This is a genomic window from Mesorhizobium sp. STM 4661 (assembly GCF_000359125.1).
Classification (GTDB): Bacteria; Pseudomonadota; Alphaproteobacteria; order Rhizobiales; family Rhizobiaceae; genus Mesorhizobium.
This window is the reverse complement of sequence record NZ_CAAF010000082.1, coordinates 318,891-339,085: the sequence shown is the minus strand read 5'-3', so window position 1 is coordinate 339,085 and position 20,195 is coordinate 318,891. Positions and strand designations below refer to the sequence as shown.

Annotated in this window: 17 protein-coding genes; 13 read left to right on the top strand and 4 right to left on the bottom strand. The window is 63.1% G+C overall.

The features are described from left to right. Position 1: 1 nt before the first annotated feature. Together MESS4_RS28925 and MESS4_RS28920 are read right to left on the bottom strand one after the other, a co-directional pair. Positions 2-3,133: an efflux RND transporter permease subunit gene (locus tag MESS4_RS28925; protein WP_006339013.1), complete on the bottom strand. Its 3,132-nt coding sequence runs from the start codon at positions 3,131-3,133 to the stop codon at positions 2-4. Further along, the gene (locus MESS4_RS28920) at positions 3,130-4,293 is read right to left on the bottom strand and encodes an efflux RND transporter periplasmic adaptor subunit (protein WP_006339011.1); all 1,164 of its coding nucleotides are present in this window, start codon (positions 4,291-4,293) and stop codon (positions 3,130-3,132) included. The genes MESS4_RS28925 and MESS4_RS28920 overlap by 4 nt, the downstream gene beginning before the upstream one ends. A 409-nt stretch (positions 4,294-4,702) precedes the next feature. Here MESS4_RS28920 and MESS4_RS28915 point away from each other — a divergent pair, with 409 nt between their 5' ends. Then, positions 4,703-5,131, top strand: a complete 429-nt coding sequence (locus MESS4_RS28915) for a nuclear transport factor 2 family protein (protein ID WP_006339010.1) — start codon at positions 4,703-4,705, stop codon at positions 5,129-5,131. 133 nt (positions 5,132-5,264) lie between these two features. Here the strand turns inward: MESS4_RS28915 and MESS4_RS28910 are convergent, their stop codons facing one another. After that, positions 5,265-6,092, bottom strand: a complete 828-nt coding sequence (locus tag MESS4_RS28910) for a MurR/RpiR family transcriptional regulator (RefSeq protein ID WP_006339009.1) — start codon at positions 6,090-6,092, stop codon at positions 5,265-5,267. Between the two features lie 136 nt (positions 6,093-6,228). On the opposite strand from MESS4_RS28910, the gene MESS4_RS28905 reads away from it, so the two are divergent. From MESS4_RS28905 to MESS4_RS28855, 11 genes are all read left to right on the top strand, one after another. Continuing rightward, complete coding sequence (locus MESS4_RS28905; protein ID WP_006339008.1) at positions 6,229-7,047, top strand: N-formylglutamate amidohydrolase; 819 nt, start codon at positions 6,229-6,231, stop codon at positions 7,045-7,047. A 20-nt stretch (positions 7,048-7,067) separates the two neighbouring features. Next, entirely contained in the window at positions 7,068-8,630 is a 1,563-nt protein-coding gene (locus tag MESS4_RS28900; protein ID WP_006339007.1) for an amino acid permease, read from the top strand. Positions 8,631-8,716: 86 nt separating this feature from the next. Continuing rightward, positions 8,717-10,087 (top strand): glutamine synthetase family protein, encoded by a 1,371-nt coding sequence (locus MESS4_RS28895; RefSeq protein ID WP_006339006.1) that lies wholly within the window; start codon positions 8,717-8,719, stop codon positions 10,085-10,087. 61 nt (positions 10,088-10,148) lie between these two features. After that, the gene (locus MESS4_RS31375; RefSeq protein WP_006339005.1) at positions 10,149-10,601 is read left to right on the top strand and encodes a hypothetical protein; all 453 of its coding nucleotides are present in this window, start codon (positions 10,149-10,151) and stop codon (positions 10,599-10,601) included. After that, the gene (locus MESS4_RS28885) at positions 10,598-11,014 is read left to right on the top strand and encodes a type II toxin-antitoxin system VapC family toxin (RefSeq protein WP_006339004.1); all 417 of its coding nucleotides are present in this window, start codon (positions 10,598-10,600) and stop codon (positions 11,012-11,014) included. Before MESS4_RS31375 ends, MESS4_RS28885 begins: the two co-directional genes overlap by 4 nt. A 32-nt stretch (positions 11,015-11,046) precedes the next feature. Continuing rightward, positions 11,047-12,432 (top strand): aldehyde dehydrogenase family protein, encoded by a 1,386-nt coding sequence (locus MESS4_RS28880; RefSeq protein ID WP_006339002.1) that lies wholly within the window; start codon positions 11,047-11,049, stop codon positions 12,430-12,432. A gap of 15 nt (positions 12,433-12,447) precedes the next feature. Then, positions 12,448-13,620, top strand: coding sequence for an iron-containing alcohol dehydrogenase (locus MESS4_RS28875; protein ID WP_006339000.1), 1,173 nt, complete (start codon positions 12,448-12,450; stop codon positions 13,618-13,620). 242 nt (positions 13,621-13,862) lie between these two features. Beyond that, positions 13,863-14,969 (top strand): ABC transporter substrate-binding protein, encoded by a 1,107-nt coding sequence (locus tag MESS4_RS28870; RefSeq protein ID WP_006338999.1) that lies wholly within the window; start codon positions 13,863-13,865, stop codon positions 14,967-14,969. Between the two features lie 62 nt (positions 14,970-15,031). After that, on the top strand, positions 15,032-15,946 hold the full coding sequence (locus MESS4_RS28865; RefSeq protein WP_006338998.1) for an ABC transporter permease subunit: 915 nt from the start codon (positions 15,032-15,034) through the stop codon (positions 15,944-15,946). Next, the gene (locus MESS4_RS28860; protein ID WP_006338997.1) at positions 15,943-16,734 is read left to right on the top strand and encodes an ABC transporter permease; all 792 of its coding nucleotides are present in this window, start codon (positions 15,943-15,945) and stop codon (positions 16,732-16,734) included. Before MESS4_RS28865 ends, MESS4_RS28860 begins: the two co-directional genes overlap by 4 nt. 29 nt (positions 16,735-16,763) lie before the next feature. Beyond that, positions 16,764-17,828: an ABC transporter ATP-binding protein gene (locus MESS4_RS28855; RefSeq protein WP_006338996.1), complete on the top strand. Its 1,065-nt coding sequence runs from the start codon at positions 16,764-16,766 to the stop codon at positions 17,826-17,828. Positions 17,829-17,860: 32 nt separating this feature from the next. Here the strand turns inward: MESS4_RS28855 and MESS4_RS28850 are convergent, their stop codons facing one another. Beyond that, complete coding sequence (locus MESS4_RS28850; RefSeq protein ID WP_006338988.1) at positions 17,861-18,487, bottom strand: glutathione S-transferase family protein; 627 nt, start codon at positions 18,485-18,487, stop codon at positions 17,861-17,863. Positions 18,488-18,611: 124 nt separating this feature from the next. Here MESS4_RS28850 and MESS4_RS28845 point away from each other — a divergent pair, with 124 nt between their 5' ends. Then, positions 18,612-20,162 carry a sodium:proton antiporter gene (locus tag MESS4_RS28845; RefSeq protein WP_006338987.1) on the top strand — a complete coding sequence of 517 codons (1,551 nt, stop codon included), beginning with the start codon at positions 18,612-18,614 and terminating at the stop codon, positions 20,160-20,162. Positions 20,163-20,195: the final 33 nt, after the last annotated feature.

The window sequence follows — 20,195 nt, the reverse complement described above, 5'->3', positions numbered from 1 at the left end:
TCTATTCCGCCGGCTCGACATTGGTGTAGGCGGCTTCGTCGAGTTCGCGCTTCAGCCGCGCTTCCTCGTGTGTCTTCGGGGTGACGAAACGGCCCAGCAGCAAATAGGCGACCGGCGTCAGGAACAGCGTCGAGATGGTGGCCAGCCCCAGCCCGCCGACGATCACCCAGCCGAGTGCTACGCGCGCCTCGGCGCCGGCGCCGCTTGCCAGCACCAGCGGCACGCCGCCGAGTACGGTGCAGATCATCGTCATCATCACCGGCCGCAGCCGGATGATGGAGGCTTGCTCGATCGCCTCGCGCACGCCGAGCCCACGGTCGCGCAGCTGATTGGCGAACTCGACGATCAGGATGCCGTTCTTGGCCATGACGCCGACCAGCAGCACCAGGCCGATCTGGCTGTAGGCGTTGAGGCTGGTGCCGCTGAGCAAGAGAGCGAAGATCGCGCAGGCAAGGCCAAGCGGCACCGTCGCCATGATGATGACGGCGCTGACGAAGCTCTCGAACTGGGCGGCGAGCACCAGAAGGATGATGACCAGCGCGAAGCCGAAGATGGTGACCATGGCGCTGTTGGTTTCGCCGAGCGTCGCGGCCTCGGCCAGCGGCAGGATGCGGCTGCCCGGCGGAAGAAGCGGCGTGGCGATTTCCTCGGCGCGGGTGAGTGCCTGGCCAAGCGCGAAATCGCCGCCGAGGTTGGAGGTGATGGCCACCGACGGCTGCTGCTGCTCGCGGGTCAGCGATGGCGGCACGGCGCGCTCGGTCAGCGTGGCGATGGTCGACATCGGCACGAAGCGGCCATCGCCCGTCTTCAGGAAGACGTTTTCGAGATCGGTCGGATCGTTGATCGGGTTGGTCGTCGAAACCAGCTTCACCCCGTAGCTGCGGTCGGCGATATAGACGTCGACGACGTCATTGCCGTCGAGCATGGCCTGCGTGGTGTCGGCAAGCCCGGTGATGTCGATGCCGAGATCGGAGGCGCGCTCGCGGTCGATGGCGACGGAAAGCTGCGGCTGGGTCGGATCGACGGAGAGCCGCGGCGACTGGAAGCGCGGGTCCTTCTGCATCTCGGCGATGATCTCGACCGCCGCATCGCCGAGCGCCTTGCGGTCGTTGCCGACCAGCGCGAACTGCAGGCCGTTGCCGGCGCCGCGGATGCCGAGGCTGTTGGGTTGCACCGGGAAGACGCGGACGCTCGGCACCTGCCTGGTGAGTTGGCTGATCTCGGCCATGATCTGCTGCTGGCTGCGGCTGCGCTCGTCCCACGGCGCCAGCGTCATCACCATGAAGCCGCTGTTGTAGGCGCCGTTCTGGCCGGCATTGGCGAAGGTGCTGCGGATTTCGCCGGAGTCGCGCAGCGGCTGGATCAGGTTCTCGATCTTCTGCATCTGCTCGGTCGTGTAATCGAGGCTGACGCCTTGCGGCGCGTTGACGCGCAGGAGCACGACGGCGCGGTCCTCGGTCGGCGTCAGTTCCTGGCGGATCGTGCCGAACAGCGTGAAGGCCGTGGCCGCAAACAGCACCGCCACCAGAAGCACGATCCACGGCGCGTCGAGGCAGATGCGCAGGCAGCGCCTATAGAGCGCATTCAGCGCGCCGCCAATGCGGACGCCGACACCGTTGCCGCCTTCGTGGTGAACCGGCGCGCTCGACAGCATGCGCGAGGCGAGCATCGGGCAAAGGGTCAGCGCCACCACGCAGGACAAAAGCACCGAGATGGCGAGCACGAAGCCGAATTCGCGGAACAGGCCGCCGGTCTGACCGGGCAGGAAGGAGATCGGCACGAAGACCGCGACCAGCGTCAGCGTCGTGGCGATGACGGCGAAGAATACCTCCTGCGTGCCGAGCACGGCGGCGGCGCGCGGTCCCATGCCTTCGTTGCGTCGTCGCACGATGTTTTCGAGCACGACGATGGCGTCGTCGACGACGAGGCCCGTCGCCAGCACCAGGGCGAGCAGCGTCAGTATGTTGACCGAGAAGCCGGCGAGATAGATGGCGGCGATCGTCCCGATCATGGCGACCGGCATCGCGAGGCCCGGAATGAGCGTCGCACGCCAGTCGAGGAGAAAGACATAGATGACGATCAGCACGATGGAAACGGACAGGCCGAGCGCGATCTCGACTTCATGCACGGCGCCGTTGACGAAGACCGCATCGTCGCTGGTGACCTTGATCGACATGCCCTCGGGCAGGTTCGCCTGCAGCGTGGCAACGGCGGCCCTCACGCCGGTCGAAATATCCAGCGTGTTCGACTCCGCCTGGCGGATGATGCCGAGGCCGATGCCGGTCTTGCCGTCGGAACGCAATGTGGTCTGGCCGATATCGGGACCGAGCGTGACGGTGGCGACGTCGCGGATGCGCGTTGTGCCGCCGATGATGATGTTCTCGAACTCGTCGGGCGTGGTCACGTCCGCCGTGGTGCGCACGATCAGGTCCTGATTGGTCGTGGTGATCGAGCCCGCCGGCGAATCAAAGGCGACCGAGGCAAGGGCCGCCCTGAGGTCGGCGACGGTGAAGCCCTGGCTGGCCAGCTTGGTCTGGTCGACGTCGATGCGGAAAATCTTGTCGCGGTCGCCAGAGACCTGGACGTCGGCAACACCGGGGACGGCGGCAAGCTCGTCCTCGATCTGGTCCTGGACAATCACCGTCATGTCCTGCACCGACATGGTATCGGAGGTGACGGCCAGCCGCATCACCGGCTCGGAATTGGCATCGGCCTTGACGATACGCGGCGCGTCCGCCGTCTCCGGCATCTGGTTGGCGACGCGGCCGACGGCGTCGCGCACATCGGAGGCGGCGACGTCGAGGTTGACGCCGTCGTTGAATTCGATGGTGACGCGGCTGGTGCCGAAGGACGAGGTCGACGAGATCGACTTGACGCCGGAGACGCGGCCGACCGCGCCCTCGATCACGTCGGTCAATTCGCGGTCGACGGTTTCGGACGCGGCGCCCTCGAAGGTCGTATTAACGGTGATGACGGGGCGGTCGACATCCGGCAGTTCGCGGATCTCGACGCCGTAAAAGGCGGCAAGGCCGGCGACCGCGATCAAAGTGTTCAGCACGAAGGCCATCACCGGCCTGCGGATGAACAGCGCGGTAAAGCCGGTGTCGCTGGCGGCGTTGTTGGTTCCGGTCATGAGCCGTTGGCGTCGGCGGCGCGCTGTTCTTCGCCGGCGATACGGACCTCGCCGCCTTCGCTGACGCTCTGGGTACCCTCGGTCACCACCATGTCGCCGCTGACGATCGGGGCGTCGATCAACACGGTCTCCGTGTTGCGCTGGATGACGCGGACGGCAACGCGTTTGGCCTTGCCGTCCTCGATCGCCCAGACATAGGCGCCGTCCGAGCCCCACTGGATCGCCAGCGGGCTGACCGCCGGATAGCTGTCGCCGGGGAATTTCATGGTGATCTGGAAGGACATGCCGGCACGCAGCGAATCGGCCGGATTGGCGATCGTCGCCTTGACCAGAAGGGTGCGGCTGTTCTCGTCGATGTGGTTGTCGATGGCGGAAACCGTACCGGTGTAGCTCATGTTGGGATTGGCGATCGGCGTCGCCGACAATTGCGCGCCGACCTTGACGGCGGCGGCGAAGCGCTCCGGCACCCAGAAATCGACCAGTATGCTGGAGCGGTCGTCAAGGGTGGCGATCGCCGACTGGCCGGTCACGTAATTGCCGGCCGAAATCGGCAGGATGCCCACTGTGCCCGATATCGGCGCGACGATCGAACGGCGCTGCAAGGCCAGTTCCGCATCGCTGAGCGCCAGTTTGGCATTGGCCAGCACCACCTCGGCATCGGCGACGGCGACGGCTGTCGCGGCATTGGAAGCCCTGAGCGACTTGACCCGATTGAGCTTGGCCTGCGCATCCTGCAAGGCAAGCTTGGCGCGATTCTGGGCGATGACCTCGGTGTCGGAATCGAGGGTGGCGATGATCTCACCCTTCTCGATACGGGCGCCGGACTTGACCAGGAATTCGACGATGCGGCCGGAACTGTAGGGATTGACCGTCACCGACGCGTTGGCGCGGCCGGTGCCGATCGCCTGCAAGCGATCATTGATAACAGCCTTCGCCGCCGGCAAAGCGACGATGGTCACCAGTTGGCCGGCGCCATTGCGGCCCTCTGCCTGCCTGGCGTTGGTGACCGCGCCCGTCTCGGCCGGGGGCGTCGCGGCATAAGCCCAGTCGATGCCCCAGCGCGCCAGCACATCCGGCGCGCCGGGAAAAAAGCGAACCCAGGCGGCAGCCGCCGCCACCAGGATCACAAGCGCAAAGACTATTTGTTTCCAGGCGGCCATCGGCACTCCGGTTGGCAAAAACGTCTACCGGTTTCCCCAAGCATAAAACGCAGCGACGCACCCGGTACGTGCGAAGCCGCGCCGATATCATGGCTTTATGGCAATTCTGCCGCTGCCACACATTAAATCTATGTAACGTTGGCAGAACTACGCTTGGAATCAAAACTCGATCAGTTGGCTGCCGCCAATGACCGAGATGGGCTCATTGCCGATGACCACGTAGAGGATGAAGCCGATCGCGGGAGATCTCGGCGCTTGAGCCATCGCCGCGCCAGGATGATTTCCGTGATTGTTTCAAGTGGTGAAGGCTGCTTGTCGGGGAGCACTATCGGTGGTTACCTTGATGACAACGTGGGAGGGGAAGAGACAGCCTCGGCAAGCCGGCAAAATGCTGAGATTGGAGGAGACGATGCCTGGCGTTGAAGCCGCGATCAGGGAGCTGCTGGAGAGTCGATCGGCTGCCATGGGCGCCAAGGACATCGAGTGGCTTATGTCCCTTTACTCCGACGACATAGTCTATTTCGACCTCGTACCGCCGCTTCGGTATGTGGGATCCAACGCTCTTCGCGAGCGGTTCTTAGATTGGTTTCCCCGCTGGTCTGGTCCGATTGGCCAGGAGCTTGGCCAACTGGATATTGCGGCCGGCGACGCGGTTGCCGCCGCATGGATGCTTATCCGAGCGCGTGGCACCCTGAAAACAGGCGCGAATGTCGACTACTGGGTACGCGTGAGCAATGCATTTCGTCGATCCGGAGACAGATGGATGATCACGCACGAGCACGTTTCCCTTCCCGTCGACATGCGGAGCAGGACAGCAGTCTTGGACTTGACCCCGTAGCGTCGCCGGAACGACGTTCAAGAGGGATTTTGAGGCGAGAGGGGATTTTGAGGTCGTTTTTCGAGCCGCCGCGACGTCTGTTGCCGATGATCGCAACGGCGTCGAACCCGGTCGTTCGGGGTGATTGGGGACCCTACCGCAGGCTTTCCAGCTCACGAATGCGCTTGGCGCCGTCGGCCTCGAGTTGCCTCGTGACGGCGCCGATCAGCGTTTCGGCGACGACGAAAAGGGCGGCCGAGGAATCCCAGGCCGAAGGCACCGCGGTGCGTCCGGCAATGACATGGCGAGCGAAGCGGGCGATCGGCGACAGCCACTGGTCGGTGAACAGCACGATCTGCACGCCGCGCTGATGCGCGGTCTCGGCAAAGCGCACCAGGCTGTCCTGGTAGCGTCTGATGTCGAAGATGATCAGCACGTCGCGCTTGCCCATGTCGATCAGCCGGTCGCGCCAGATGCTTTCCTGTCCGGCGAGGTGAAAGACATTGGGTTGGACGATGGCGAGGTGGGCGGCCATGTAGCGTGCCAGCGGATCGGTGAAGCGGCCGCCGATGAGGAATGTCTTACCGCGCCGGTCGGCGAGTTTTGCGGCAATGTCGGCAAGCTGCTTGTCGGACAGGTGCCTGAAGGTCTCGCGCATGTTGTCGAGCGTCGCCTCCAGCATTGGCGACACCGCGCCACCACCCGGCGACGATGGATTGAGCGTGCGCGACGCCGGCGACTGCAATTGCGCCGCCAGTTCGTCCTGCAGCGCCGACTGGAATTCAGGATAGTTCTGGAAGCCGAGCCGGGCGACAAAACGCAGGATCGTCGGCGACGACACGCCAGCTGCCGCCGAGAATTCGGCGACGGTCTTCAGGCCGATCAAGGGGTAGTTGGCGATCAATGTCTGGGCGGCGCGCCGCTCGCCGGCCGGCATCGCGCCGATGCGGTCCGAGATCAGTTCGGCAATGCTGGAAATCATGTTTTCCCCCGCTCTTGGCCTAGCTAACGGAAATCGCGTTTGACAAAGCCGGACAAACTGTATGAAATCATCCACAGGGACGCAATGAGGCAAAATACGTAACATACGATACAGCGCTCCCCGGGGACGGCAGACAATGGAGACAGCACGGCCCGCCAGCCTTGCATCCTCTGAGACCGTAAGGGTGACCAACCCCGGCGGCTCGAGCCCCTTCGTCTTCACCTGCGACCACGCCTCCAACTTCCTGCCGGCCGAATTCGGAACGCTCGGCCTCGCTGCCGAAGAGCTTTCCCGCCATATCGCCTGGGATCCCGGAGCGCTGCCGGTCGCTCGCCGCATGGCCGAGGCGCTTGACGCAACACTGGTCGAGACCCGCATTTCGCGTCTCGTCATCGATTGCAACCGGCCGCTCGACGCACCGGACCTGGTGCCGCCGGTCAGCGAGACCACGATCATTCCCGGCAATGCCGGCCTGTCGGACAAGCAGCGCGCCGCGCGCGTCGCCTTGTCATGGCAGCCCTTCCACGATGCGGTCGGCCACGTCATCTACAAAAGGCTGGCGCGGGGGCAGGAGACTCGGCTGGTGTCCGTCCACTCCTTCACCCCGGTCTACAAGGGCAAGAGCCGGCCATGGCACATCGGCATCATCCATGACGAGGACCGCCGGCTCGCGTCTCCACTCATTGCCGCGCTTCAGCGCCTCGCCGGCATCACGGTCGGCGTCAACGAACCCTATTCGCCGGCCGACCGCGTCTATTTCACGCTGGAGCGGCACGCGCGCTCGCGGGGGCTTCCCTGCGCGATGATCGAAATCCGCAACGACGAAATCTCCGGCGAGGCCGGGCAGCGGAAATGGGCGGATCTGCTCACAGGCATTTTTCTAGATCTGGAGCCCGACGAGGCCAGCGGCTCCCGACCAAGCGCAGTGGGAAAGTCAGTACAATCGGCCAGCTAAGAACCAAAAAGGGGACAAAAATGTCAGCGCAAGACTATTCGGACGTCGATAAGAAGGAGGACCTGAAGGTCCTCCACGGAATGGGCTATGCCCAGGAACTGTCGCGAAGCATGAGCCGCTTCTCGAATTTCGCCATCTCGTTCTCGATCATCTGCATCCTATCAGGCGGCATCAATTCCTTCGCGCAAGCCACGTCGTCGATCGGCGGCGCGGGCGCCGGCATCGGCTGGATCGTCGGCTGCGCCGTTTCCGGATTTTTCGCCCTTGCCATGGCGCAGATCGCCTCGGCATTCCCGACCGCCGGGGGCCTCTATCACTGGGCGTCGATCCTCGGCAACCGCTTCACCGGTTGGCTCACCGCCTGGCTCAACCTGCTCGGCCTGATCACGGTGCTCGGCGCCATCAATATCGGCACCGCGTTCTTCTTCGTCGGCACGTTCGGCGCGGCGTTCGGCATGACGGGCACGCCGGGCGAAATCGTCGGGTTCGTCGCCTTCATAACCGTCCTTCAGGCGCTGCTCAATCACTTCGGCATCAAGCTCACGGCCATGCTGACGGATGCTTCCGGCTTCCTGATTCTCGGAGCAACGGCGGTGCTGATCGTGGCTTGCCTGGTGTTTGCACCGGCGATCGACATCACGCGGCTGTGGACGTTCACCAACTATTCGGGCGATGCGGGTGGCGGCGTTTTCCCGCAAACCGATTCCATGATGTACCTCTTCCTGCTCTGCCTGCTGCTGCCGGTCTACACCATCACCGGCTATGACGCATCGGCGCACACTTCGGAAGAGACGTTGAAGGCCGCGCACTCGGTCCCGCGGGCGATTGTTTCGTCCGTGCTGTGGTCGTCGCTGATCGGCTGGGTGATGCTGTGCGCCATCGTCCTGGCAATTCCGGATCTGGCCGTCGGCGCCAAGCAGGGCTGGGGCGTGTTCTTTGCCACCATGGACGCGATCCTGCCGGCATGGCTGAAGACACTGCTTTATCTGGCCATCCTGATCGCCCAGTTTCTGTGCGGCCTTGCCACGGTGACCTCGGCCTCGCGCATGCTGTTCGCCTTCTCGCGCGACGGCGGCATGCCGGTTGGCTCGGCCTCGCTCGCCAAGGTCAGCCCAGCCTGGCGCACGCCGGTCAACGCCATCTGGACCGCTGCGGCCCTCGAAATCATCTATGTCTTTCTTGCCCAGTTCATCTCGATCGGCGGCACCAACATCTACACCATCGTTGTCAATTCGACGCTGGTGTTCCTGTTTCTGTCCTTCATCATTCCGATCGTGCTTGGCATGATGGCTTTCGGAACCGAGAAATGGCCAAATCCCGGCCCGTGGAATCTCGGCGCCGGTCTGTTCAAGCTGTTTTGCATCCTGTCGGTCATCGGCATGGTGATTATCTTCTACATCGCCATTCAGCCACCGAACGACAAGGTGCTCTACATTACACTGGGCTTTATCGTGCTGACCGCCGTGCTCTGGTTCGGTTTCGAGAATCGCCGCTTCCAGGGCCCGCCGATCGGCGACCAGATCGCCAAGCGCCAGGCCGCCATCAGGGCGGCGGAACAGGCGGTCGGCGAAACCGGCCACTGACCCCACCATCACGGCCATGGCCGGCCTCGCGCCGGCCATGGTTTCGGTTTCCCGTTTCAATCGACAAGCGCTGGAGTGCCAAAGGAATGGCCGGAAATTTCTCGTTCGATCAATTGAAGAAAGCGGTCTCCAGCGGCGAGGTCGACACGGTGCTGGCCTGCATCGTCGACATGCAGGGGCGGCTCGCGGGAAAGCGGTTCCTGGCGCAGTATTTCGTCGATTCCGCGCATGACGAGACGCATGGCTGCAACTATCTCCTGGCCGCCGACATCGATATGGAACCGGTGCCGGGCTACAAGGCGGCAAGCTGGTCGAAGGGTTATGGCGATTTCGTCATGAAGCCGGACCTTTCGACACTGCGGCGCATTCCGTGGCTGGAAAGGACCGCGCTGGTGATCTGCGACGTGCTCGACCACCACGACCATGACGACCTCGCGCATTCGCCGCGCGCCATGCTGAAGAAGCAGATCAAGCGGCTCGCCGAGCGCGGCTATATCGGCTATTTCGCCTCCGAACTCGAATTCTATCTGTTCAGCGAGACCTACGATTCGGCCCGCAAGAAGCATTGGCAAAGTCTCGACACCGCTTCCCCCTATATCGGCGACTACCAGATCGGCATCACCACCAAGGAAGAAGGCGTCATGCGACGGCTGCGCAACGAGATGGAAGCGGCCGGCATTCCGATCGAGAACTCCAAGGGCGAATGGGGTCCCGGCCAGGAAGAGATCAATGTGCGCTACGCCGAGGCGCTCGACATGGCCGACCGCCACGTCATCCTGAAGAACGGCGCCAAGGAGATCGCCGAGTCCGAAGGCAAGGCGATTTCCTTCATGGCCAAGTACAATTATGCACTCGCCGGCAATTCCAGCCACATCCACAATTCGCTGTGGAGCGCCGACGGCAAGACGCCCTTGTTCTACGACAAAAAGGCCGACTGGACGCTGTCGACGCTCGGCCAGCAATGGGCGGCGGGCCAGCTCAAATACGCCAAGGAATTCACCTGGTTCCTGGCGCCCTACATCAACTCCTACAAGCGCTTCCAGGCCGGCACCTTCGCGCCGACCAAGATCATGTGGAGCGAGGACAACCGCACCGCCGGCTTCCGCCTGTGCGGCGAGGGCACCAAGGGCATCCGCATGGAGTGCCGTATCGGCGGCGCCGACCTCAACCCCTATCTCGCCTTCGCAGCACTGATCGCCGCCGGCCTAGCCGGCATCGACGAGAAGCTGGAACTGCAAAAACCCTTCGTCGGCGATGCCTATCAGGCGTCGCGCCTGCCGGAGATTCCGAAGACGCTACGCGACGCGACCGAGACGCTGGCGAAATCGAAGATGCTGAAGCAGGCGTTTAGCGAGGACGTGCTCGAACACTATGTGCACACGGCGCGCTGGGAGCAGTTCGAATACGACCGCCGGATCACGGATTGGGAACTGCACAGGGGATTCGAGCGGTATTAGAAAGATAGTAAGATACTATCTATACCTTGACCGAAAACGCTGGTTGAACTAGGCTTGTGCGATGACCGAAGGAACCAAATACCATCCGCTTTTCGAGCATCTCCTATTCTCGGGCCAGGGCCAGATGTCGATGAGCTTCGCAGAGATCGAGCAAGTTATCGGTGGCCGCTTGCCGCCGTCGGCACGACAGCGGGAGGAATGGTGGGCGAACAGCCCGAGCGGGCACAGCCAGGCGCGCGCCTGGTTGCGCGCAAACTACCGGGCGTCTCGTGTCGATCTTGCGAACGAGCGGGTGGATTTCAAACTGGAGGGATGGCCCGAAGGTTATCGAAAGCCGAATATGGCTACCACAGACAAGACTCGTTCGGGAATGGCGGAACCAGCGCAGGCTAGCTACGAACTTCCGCAGGGAAATACCGACCATCCTCTTTTCGGCATATGGACAGGCAAGGTCACGCTTCTCCAAGGACATGATTACACGAGGCCGGCCTTTGAGCCTGACGTGCTGCCGTGACGCACAGGCTGCTGCTCGACACTTGCGCGATCATATGGATAGCGCTGAACGAGCCAATCAGGCCGGAAGCCAAGATTGCCATCAACAACGCCGCGGCTGTTGACGAGAAGGTCCGGGTTTCCCCCATTTCGGCCTGGGAATTGGGCCTGCTGAGCGCTAAGGGCCGGTTGGCGGCAGCAAAGTCGCCAGCAAGCATTTTTGGGGAAGTGATCGCCACGCCAGGCATCAAGGTCGAGGCTCTTTCGCCGGAATTGTTGATTGAATCGTCTTTCTTGCCTGGATCGCTCCACGGCGATCCGGCGGATAGGATATTGATCGCGACAGCGCGGGCGTTCGATTTGACGCTCGTGACGCGCGATCAGTCAATACTGGATTATGCAAGAGCCGGGCATGTTCGCGCCCTTGCCTGCTGACGCTTTGCCTTTCGATATATGGAGACGCCCACTTGGAAACCGTAAAACTCAAATCCCCCATCGATGGTTCGATCTATGTCGAGCGGCCGATCGCAACCGATCAGGCGATCAACGCCGCGGTCGAGCGCGCCAGGGCGGCGCAGGAGAAATGGGCTGAGGTGCCGGTCGTCGAGCGCGGCAAGTATATGCTCGCCATGCTCGAAGCGCTGGTCGCGATGACCGACGAGATCGTGCCGGAGATCGCCTGGCAGATGGGCCGCCCGGTGCGCTATGGCGGCGAGTTCGGCGGCGTCAAGGAACGCGTCAACTACATGGTCGAGATCGCCGAGGCGGCGCTGAAGCCGGTCTTAGCCTCCAATCCGAAGGATGGGTTCCGCCGCTATGTGAAGAAGGTGCCGCTCGGCGTCGTCATGGTGATCGCGCCGTGGAACTATCCCTATCTGACCGCCGTCAACACCATCGTGCCGGCGCTGATGGCCGGAAGTGCGGTCATCCTGAAGCATGCTGCGCAGACGCTGCTGGTCGGCGAACGCTTCCAACAGGCCTTCGACAAGGCCGGCCTGCCCAAGGGCCTGTTCCAGAACCTTGTCATGAACCACGCCCAGACCGAGAAGCTGCTCGGTTCGGGCAAGATCGACCATGTCAACTTCACCGGCTCGGTCGGCGGTGGCCGCGCCATCGAAAAGGCTGCCGCCGGCACCTTCATGACGCTCGGCCTCGAACTCGGCGGCAAGGACCCGGCCTATGTGCTGCCCGACGCCAAGATGGACCATGCGGTGGCCAATCTGGTCGACGGCGCCTTCTTCAATTCCGGCCAATGCTGTTGCGGCATCGAGCGCGTCTACGTGCACGAGAAGGTCTATGATGAGTTCGTTGAAGGCTTCATTGCCGAGACCAGGAATTACCTCGTCGGCAGTCCGCTCGACCAGGCGACGACGATGGGGCCGATGGCGCAGGCGCGCTTCGCCGACCTGATCCGCGAGCAGAAGGCCGAAGCGTTGCGTAAGGGCGCCAAGGCACACATCAACATGAAGGTGGCCAACGACATGGCCGGCTCGCCCTATCTGGCGCCTGAAGTGCTGACCGGGGTCGACCACCAGATGAGCGTCATGCGCGAGGAAAGTTTCGGGCCGATCGTCGGCATCATGAAGGTGCGCAATGACGAGGAGGCGATCGCGCTGATGAACGACAGTCCCTACGGGCTGACCGCTTCGATCTGGACCCGCGATACCGAGCACGCGATGGCGATCGGTGACCGCGTCGAGACCGGCACGGTGTTCATGAACCGTTGCGACTATCTCGACCCGGCGTTGGTCTGGACCGGGGTCAAGGACACCGGCAAGGGCGCGGCCCTTTCGGCCATCGGCTACGACAACCTGACCCGGCCGAAATCATATCACCTGCGCGAAGCCATCTGATTTTGAAAGACAAAAATGTCCAAGCTCATCTCCAAATGGAACTACCCGACCACCGTCCGCTTCGGCGCGGGACGCATCAAGGAATTGCCGGACGTGCTTGATGCCGCCGGCATCAGGCGCCCGCTCTTCGTCACCGATCCGGGGCTGGCCAAGCTGCCGGTCGTCGCCTCGACGCTGAAGATCCTCGACGACGCCAAGGTGCCCTATGGCGTGTTTTCCGAGGTCAAGCCGAACCCGGTGGATTCCAACCTGACCGCCGGCATTGCCGTGTTCAAGCAGGGCAGGCATGACGGTGTCATCGCCTTTGGCGGCGGCTCGGCGCTCGATCTTGGCAAGCTGATCGCCTTCCAGGCCGGGCAGACCAGGCCGGTCTGGGATTTCGAGGATGTCGGCGACTGGTGGACGCGCGCCAACTCCGATGCGATCGCGCCGATCATCGCCGTGCCGACGACGGCCGGCACCGGTTCGGAGGTCGGCCGCGCCGGCGTCATCACCAATGAGGCGACGCACACCAAGAAGGTCATCTTCCATCCGAAACTTTTGCCGGCAATCGTCATTGCCGACCCGGAACTGTCGGTCGGCATGCCGGGCTTCATCACCGCAGGCACCGGCATGGACGCGCTCGCGCATTGCCTCGAGGCCTATTGCGCGCCGGGCTATCATCCGATGGCCGACGGCATCGCGGTGGAAGGCGTGCGGCTGGTCTTCGAAAACCTGCCGAAGGCCTACGCCAACGGCAAGGATCTGGTCGCCCGCGCCCATATGATGAGCGCGGCCGCCATGGGTGCCGCCGCCTTCCAGAAGGGGCTGGGCGCCATACACTCGCTGTCGCATCCGATCGGCGCGCTCTACGATACCCATCACGGCATGACCAATGCCGTGTTCATGCCTTATGTGCTGGCCTTCAACCGCGACGCCATCGAGGTGCGTATCGCCAGGCTCGCCGCCTATTGCGGCATCAAGGGCGGTTTCGACGGTTTCGCCAAGGCGATCATCAAGCTGCGCAAGGAGCTGAAGGTGCCGCATGCGCTGCCGGGCCTGATCAAGGGGCTCGACATGGACAAGAAGCGCAAGGGGCTGATCGCCGACATGGCGGTGGTCGATCCGACCGCCGGCGGCAACCCGGTCAAGCTGACCAGGAAGGCGGCGCTGACGCTGCTCAAGAACGCTATCGCGGGCACCGTGTGAGGCGTTTTTCGCGCCAGAATTTGATCCAGAAAGTGAAAGGGCAAAGAAAGGGGGAAGGATGAAAGGTAAAGCAGAAAGTAGTTAGCCGGAAAAAGAATCGCGGAGTGATTGCTACAACCGGTTAAAAAGAGTTTACTTTTCGCACTGCGGGCACCGCTTTCACAAAGCTTTCATCTGGCTGTCACACGAAAACGATACCGCATCGCAGGCGTCCAACGGCGTCAGTTCAACGGAGAGAACACATGTTCAAATTCACAGGGAAAGTGCTTTCCCTTTCGGCCGTCGCCCTGATGGCGACCTCTGCCATCTCGTCGGCCCAGTCCATGGATGAACTGGTCGCCGCCGCCAAGGCGGAAGGCCAGCTCACCACCATCGCGCTGCCGCATGACTGGTGCGGCTACGGCGACGTCATCGCCGGCTTCAAGGCGAAATATCCGGAAATCACCATCAACGAGCTCAACCCCGATGCCGGCTCCGGCGACGAGATCGAGGCGATCAAGGCCAACAAGGACAACAAAGGCCCGCAGGCGCCCGACGTTATCGATGTCGGCCTGTCCTTCGGCCCCTCCGCCAAGGCCGATGGGCTGTTGATGCCCTACAAGGTGTCGACCTGGGACTCGATCCCCGACAGCGCCAAGGATGCCGAAGGCTATTGGACCGGCGACTATTATGGCGTGCTTTCGTTCGAAGTGAACAAGGATCTGGTAAAGGAAGCGCCTGCCGATTGGGCCGACCTGCTGAAGCCGGAATTTGCCAACTCGGTCGCTCTCGCTGGTGATCCGCGCGCTTCGAACCAGGCCATCCAGGGCGTCTACGCCGCTGGCTTGTCGACGGGCGCCGCGGCTGGCGAAGCCGCCGGCACCGCTGGTCTCGACTTCTTCAAGAAGCTCGCCGCCGCCGGCAATTTCGTGCCGGTCATCGGCAAGGCCGCGACGCTCGCCCAGGGCCAGACCCCGATCCTGATCACCTGGGACTACAATGCGCTTGCCGGCCGCGACACGCTGAAAGGCAACCCGCCGGTCGACGTGATCGTGCCGAAGACCGGTGTCGTCGCTGGCGTCTATGTGCAGGCGATCAGCGCCTACGCGCCGCACCCGAATGCCGCCAAGCTGTGGCTGGAATATCTCTATTCCGACGAAGGCCAACTCGGCTGGCTGAAGGGCTATTGCCACCCGATCCGCTTCAACGATCTTGCCAAGAACGGCAAGATTCCGGCGGACATGATGGCCAAGATGCCTCCGGCCGAGTCCTACGCGGTCGCGGTGTTCCCGACGCTCGACGAGCAGGCCAAGTCCAAGGAAGCCATCACCAAGAACTGGGACGCCGTCGTCGGCGCCAACGTTCAGTAAGGTTGAAAGCCACCGGGCGGCCTGATGGCCGCCCGGTGTCCCTCGAAGACGGTAGCCGGCGCATGACCGATCTCTCGCTTTCCGATCAGACAATCGCGGGGAAGACCGCGCCGCCCAGCGAGGCGCGTGCGTTGCGGCTGCCGACGCAGTGGCTCGGCGTGGCGCCATTCTTCATCTTCGCCATCATGTTCCTGATCCTGCCCACGCTCTATTTGATGCTGGGCGCATTCCAGAACGGTGCGGGTGAATTCACGTTAGAGAATATCATCGCGCTTTCGCAACCAACGATCGTTGCCGCATACTGGATCTCGATCAAGATCAGTCTTGCTTCGTCGCTGATCGGCGCTTTCGCGGGGCTCGCCATCGCCATCGCCATCGTGCGCGGCGGCCTGCCGGAATGGATACGCTCGGCGACGCTGACCTTCTCCGGCGTGGCTTCGAATTTCGCCGGCGTGCCGCTGGCCTTCGCCTTCCTCGCCACGCTCGGCCGGCTCGGCCTCGCCACTGTGATCTTGAACACCGTGTTCGGCCTCAACATCTACGCCCATGGCTTCAACATCCTGTCCTTCTGGGGCCTGACGCTGACCTATGTCTATTTCCAGATTCCGCTTATGGTGGTGATCATCGTGCCGGCGATCGACGGGCTGAAGAAGGAATGGGGTGAAGCCGCCGCGACGCTTGGCGCGACGCAGACCCAGTTCTGGCGCATGGTGGTCATCCCGGTGATCTGGCCGAGCTTCCTCGGCACCGTCATCCTCTTGTTCGCCAATGCCTTCGGCGCCATCGCCACCGCTTACGCGCTGACCGGCTCCTCGCTCAACATCGTGCCGATCCTGCTCTACGCGCAGATCCGCGGCGACGTGCTGCATAACCCCCATCTCGGCTATGCCATCGCCTTCGGCATGATCGTCATCACCGGCCTCGCCAACGTCTTCTACATCTGGTTCCGGACACGCTCGGAGAGGTGGCTGAAATGAAGACCGGACGTTTCTGGGCCTGGGTCGTCTTTGCGCTGGGCGCGGCCTATTTCTTCATTCCGCTGATCGCGACGGTGGAATTCTCGATGCGCATGCGGCGCGGCACCTACTCATTCGACGCCTACCAGATCGTGCTCGGCGATGCCCGCTTCCAGGCGACGTTCGGCTATTCGGTGCTCGCTGCCATCTTCACCATCATCATAGGTGTGCTGATCGTCGTGCCGGCTGCCTACTGGATCCGGCTGCGCCTGCCGCAGTTGCGGCCGATCGTCGAGTTCATCACGCTGCTACCGCTGGTCATCCCGGCCATCGTCATCGTCTTCGGCTACATCAGAATGTACGGTTCGAATTCGCCGCTACCGTTCCTGGCGAGCGACCGCGGCACCGACCTGTTGCTGGTCATCGGCTATGCCACGCTGGCGCTGCCCTACATGTATCGCGCCGTCGACACCGGGCTGCGCACCATTGATGTGCGGACACTGACCGAAGCAGCGCAGATCCTTGGCGCCGGCTGGGGCACGATCATCACCCGCGTTATCCTGCCCAATGTGCTGATCGCGGTGCTGTCGGGCGCGTTCCTCACCTTCGCCATCGTCATTGGCGAATTCACCATGGCCAGCCTGCTCAACCGGCCGGCCTTCGGCCCGTATCTGCAGAACATTGGCGCCAATCGCGCCTATGAGCCGGCGGCACTTGCCATCATCGCCTTCGCCATCACCTGGGGCTGCATGTCGCTGATCCAGATCCTGTCCCGCTTCGCGCCGAGATCGGCGAACCGCCCAAACTGATCGAAAAGTACTGATCGAAAGAAAAAGCCATGGCCGAGCCATTCCTCTCCATCCAGCATGTCCGAAAATCCTTCGGCACCAACACCGTGGTCCAGGATTTCAGCCTCGACGTGGAGCCGGGCGAATTCGTCTCCTTCCTCGGCCCATCGGGATGCGGCAAGACGACCGTGCTGCGCATGGTCGCCGGTTTCGAGGAGCCGAGCGCCGGCAAGATCGTCGTGTCCGGCAAGGACATCACCCGGCTGAAGCCCAACCAGCGCAATGTCGGCATGGTGTTCCAGGCCTATGCGCTGTTTCCGAACCTGACCGTGGCGCAGAACATCGCCTTCGGCCTGAAGGTGGCGGGCATGCCAAAGGCCGATGCCGACAGACGTGTCGCCGAGATGCTCGACATCATCAAGCTGCCGCAGATGGGCGACCGCTATCCCTACCAGCTCTCCGGCGGCCAGCAGCAGCGCATCGCGCTGGCGCGTGCGATCGCTCCAAAGCCGAAGCTGCTGCTGCTCGACGAGCCGCTGTCGGCGCTCGACGCCAAGGTGCGCGTGTCGCTGCGCGAGGAAATCCGTTCGATCCAGAAGAAGCTCGGCATCACCACGATCTTCGTCACGCACGATCAGGAAGAGGCGCTATCGATCTCCGATCGCATTGCCGTCATGTATGGCGGCAAGGCCGAGCAGGTCGGCACGCCGTTCGAGATCTACAACCGGCCGGCAACCAAGTTCGTCGCCAATTTCGTCGGCACGCTGAATGTGCTCGAAGGCACGGTCACCGATGCCGCTTCGGGCAAGGTGCGCGTCAACACGCAAGAAGTCTCGCTCAAGGGCAAGCTCAACGGTTCGAAATCCGGCGACACGCTGTCGCTGGCGCTGCGGCCGGAAGCAATTTCGCTCGGCCGTCAGCCCGGCCGCGATTCCAGCCTTTCCGGCGAAATCTCCGAGGTGCATTTCCTCGGCTCTGTGATCCGGGTGCGCGTCGGCATCGGCGGCAGCACGGTCTCGCTCGACACGTTCAACAGCCCGGCCACCCCGCCGCCGGCCGTCGGCGAAAAGGCCGAGATCTCGTTCTCATCAGGCGACATGCTGGTGCTGCACTGATCCCGTGAGAAACCGACAGGGTCGAAGCGCGTTCAGGCCGGCGGGATGAAAGGCTGCGAGATCGCCTGAAAGACGGGCAGTGCCTCCATCCGCGCGGCATGAGCCGCTAACGCCGGAAAGCCGGCCAGCGGAACCATGCCCGGATGCGCTTCGCCAAGGAAACGCAGCACGGCGGCAACCGCGACATCGGCATGGCCGATGCGGTCAGCGAACCAGTAGGCCCCAGGCCTCGCGGCGCGGTCCGCTTCCAATGCAGCCAGGACGCTCTCTATCTGCGTCCGGCAGCGGCCGACCCAAAGGTCGGAGACCTTCTCGTGCAAGCGCTTTTCGTAAAACAGGCTGACGCTCTTGTCGCCGAGCCCGGTGGCCAGGGCCGCAATCCTCAGCGCCTGATGGCGGGCAGGCTCGCCTGTCGGAAACATCCTTCGCTCGACCGCAATCAGGCTGTCCAGATAATCGAGCATCTGGTGGCTTTCCGTCAGCACCTCGCCGTCGTCCAGCACCAGTGTCGGCACCCGCGTCAGTGGGTTGTAGGAGCGAATCTTGTCGGCATCGCCGAAGGCCGACCATGGCCGATGCTCGAAGGGCAGGCCGTAGAGCGTCAGCGCGATGCCGACGCGGCGAACGAAAGGCGAGTCATACTGGCCGATGAGGATCATGACTATCTATATGCCGAGGACATGTCCGGTGCATACTGCCAGACAAGGTCGGCCGGCTGGACAATCAACAGCATCTTGCGGTTTTGCCACTGCCAACGATCTCGCTTCGCCGCTACGATGAGGCATGGCGCTTTTCGAACTGACCCTCGTTCTGCTGTTGATCGCCGTCGCGCTGACGGGGCTGTCGCGGCGTTTGGAGATACCCTATCCTTCGCTGCTGGCTCTGGCCGGCGCCGGTCTCGCTTTCGTGCCTGGCGCGCCGACGATCGAGATCGACCCGGAGCTGGCGCTGGCGCTGTTCATCGCGCCGGTGCTTCTGGATGCCGCCTACGACACATCGTTGCGGGACCTTAACCGCTATCGGCTGCCGCTGGTGGCTCTGGCGCTCGGCGCCGTCATCTTCACCACGGCGATCGTTGCGTTCGTCGGCTGGAAAATGGCCGGACTGCCGATCGCCGCGGCAATAGCGCTCGGCGCCATTGTCGCGCCGCCGGATGCGGTGGCGGCGAGTGCCGTACTCGGGCAATTCAAGGTGCCGCATCGCATCACCGCCATCCTGCGGGGCGAGAGCCTGCTCAACGATGCCACCGCGCTCCTGATCTACCGGCTGGCGGTTTCGGCGACGCTCGGCTCTATCATGCTGAGCAACGCCATTCCGACGATCCTGTTGTCAACGGTCGGAAGTGTTGTCGCCGGCTACATATTGGGTCGTCTTTCACTCCTGACGCTTTCCCGGATCGAAGATGCGGCGAGCAGCACGGTTGTGCAATTCGCCGGAACGTTCGCGGTCTGGATCCTCGCCGACAGGCTGGGCCTTTCGGCCATCATCACCATTGTCGTCTATGCCATGACCATAGCGCGCAGGGCGCCGCGCCTGATGTCGGCGAGGAGGCGCGTCAGCACCTATTCGGTCTGGGAGTCGGCGGTCTTCGTGCTCAACGTGCTTGCCTTCGTGCTGATGGGCCTGCAGGCCCGGTCTATTGTCGGCCGGCTTGCGGGGGAGGGACAAGCCGAAGCGTTCATCTTCGCCGCAACGGTGCTGGCCGTCGTCATCGTGTCGCGCCTCGTCTGGGTGCTGGGTTATGGCGTTGTCATGCGATGGTTTGCCCGCTTCGGCAGCGAGGACCAAAGGCGAGACGCGCCAACGTTTCGCGGCGGCGTGCTCATCGGCTGGTGTGGCATGCGCGGGCTGGTGACGCTGGTGGCGGCGTTTGCCTTGCCGGCCGACTTTCCCGGCCGCGATCCGATCGTGCTCGCCGCCTTCGCTGTCGTTCTCGGCACGCTGGTGCTGCAAGGCATGACCCTGAAGCCATTGCTGCAGGCGCTGCGCCTCGACCCGGACAGGACGGTCGACCGCGAAGTGGCGCGAGCACGTGTCGCCATCATGGAAGCCGCACTGAATGTATTGAGGGGCAAGACATCGAATGCGGCTGTAGCGGTGCGCGAGCAATATACGGCCCAGCGCGCGATCGCCGAGAACCCGGAAAACGCGCAGGCGGCGACGGAGTATGACCGGCTGCGTCTCTACGCCATCAGCAGCCAGCGCGATGCGCTGGAGGAACTGCGCCGCAACGGCACGATTGGCGACGAAGCCTATCATCGCCTGGAGGAAGAGATCGACTGGTCGGAACTGGCGGCGTCGCCGGCCGGGCGGTTCCAGCCGCTGACGACATGACAGGCAGGACGCGATCTGGCCCAAGCTCCACGC

Excerpts from the sequence above, each read along its gene's own strand:
- MESS4_RS28895 (WP_006339006.1), top strand. The coding sequence starts at position 8,717 with ATGGCCGGAAATTTCTCGTTCGATCAATTGAAGAAAGCGGTCTCCAGC.
- MESS4_RS28860 (WP_006338997.1), top strand. The coding sequence starts at position 15,943 with ATGAAGACCGGACGTTTCTGGGCCTGGGTCGTCTTTGCGCTGGGCGCG.
- MESS4_RS28850 (WP_006338988.1), bottom strand. The coding sequence starts at position 18,487 with ATGATCCTCATCGGCCAGTATGACTCGCCTTTCGTTCGCCGCGTCGGC.
- MESS4_RS28875 (WP_006339000.1), top strand. The coding sequence starts at position 12,448 with ATGTCCAAGCTCATCTCCAAATGGAACTACCCGACCACCGTCCGCTTC.
- MESS4_RS28910 (WP_006339009.1), bottom strand. The coding sequence starts at position 6,092 with ATGATTTCCAGCATTGCCGAACTGATCTCGGACCGCATCGGCGCGATG.
- MESS4_RS28865 (WP_006338998.1), top strand. The coding sequence starts at position 15,032 with ATGACCGATCTCTCGCTTTCCGATCAGACAATCGCGGGGAAGACCGCG.
- MESS4_RS28870 (WP_006338999.1), top strand. The coding sequence starts at position 13,863 with ATGTTCAAATTCACAGGGAAAGTGCTTTCCCTTTCGGCCGTCGCCCTG.
- MESS4_RS28905 (WP_006339008.1), top strand. The coding sequence starts at position 6,229 with ATGGAGACAGCACGGCCCGCCAGCCTTGCATCCTCTGAGACCGTAAGG.
- MESS4_RS28920 (WP_006339011.1), bottom strand. The coding sequence starts at position 4,293 with ATGGCCGCCTGGAAACAAATAGTCTTTGCGCTTGTGATCCTGGTGGCG.
- MESS4_RS28845 (WP_006338987.1), top strand. The coding sequence starts at position 18,612 with ATGGCGCTTTTCGAACTGACCCTCGTTCTGCTGTTGATCGCCGTCGCG.
- MESS4_RS28915 (WP_006339010.1), top strand. The coding sequence starts at position 4,703 with ATGCCTGGCGTTGAAGCCGCGATCAGGGAGCTGCTGGAGAGTCGATCG.
- MESS4_RS28925 (WP_006339013.1), bottom strand. The coding sequence starts at position 3,133 with ATGACCGGAACCAACAACGCCGCCAGCGACACCGGCTTTACCGCGCTG.
- MESS4_RS31375 (WP_006339005.1), top strand. The coding sequence starts at position 10,149 with ATGACCGAAGGAACCAAATACCATCCGCTTTTCGAGCATCTCCTATTC.
- MESS4_RS28900 (WP_006339007.1), top strand. The coding sequence starts at position 7,068 with ATGTCAGCGCAAGACTATTCGGACGTCGATAAGAAGGAGGACCTGAAG.
- MESS4_RS28855 (WP_006338996.1), top strand. The coding sequence starts at position 16,764 with ATGGCCGAGCCATTCCTCTCCATCCAGCATGTCCGAAAATCCTTCGGC.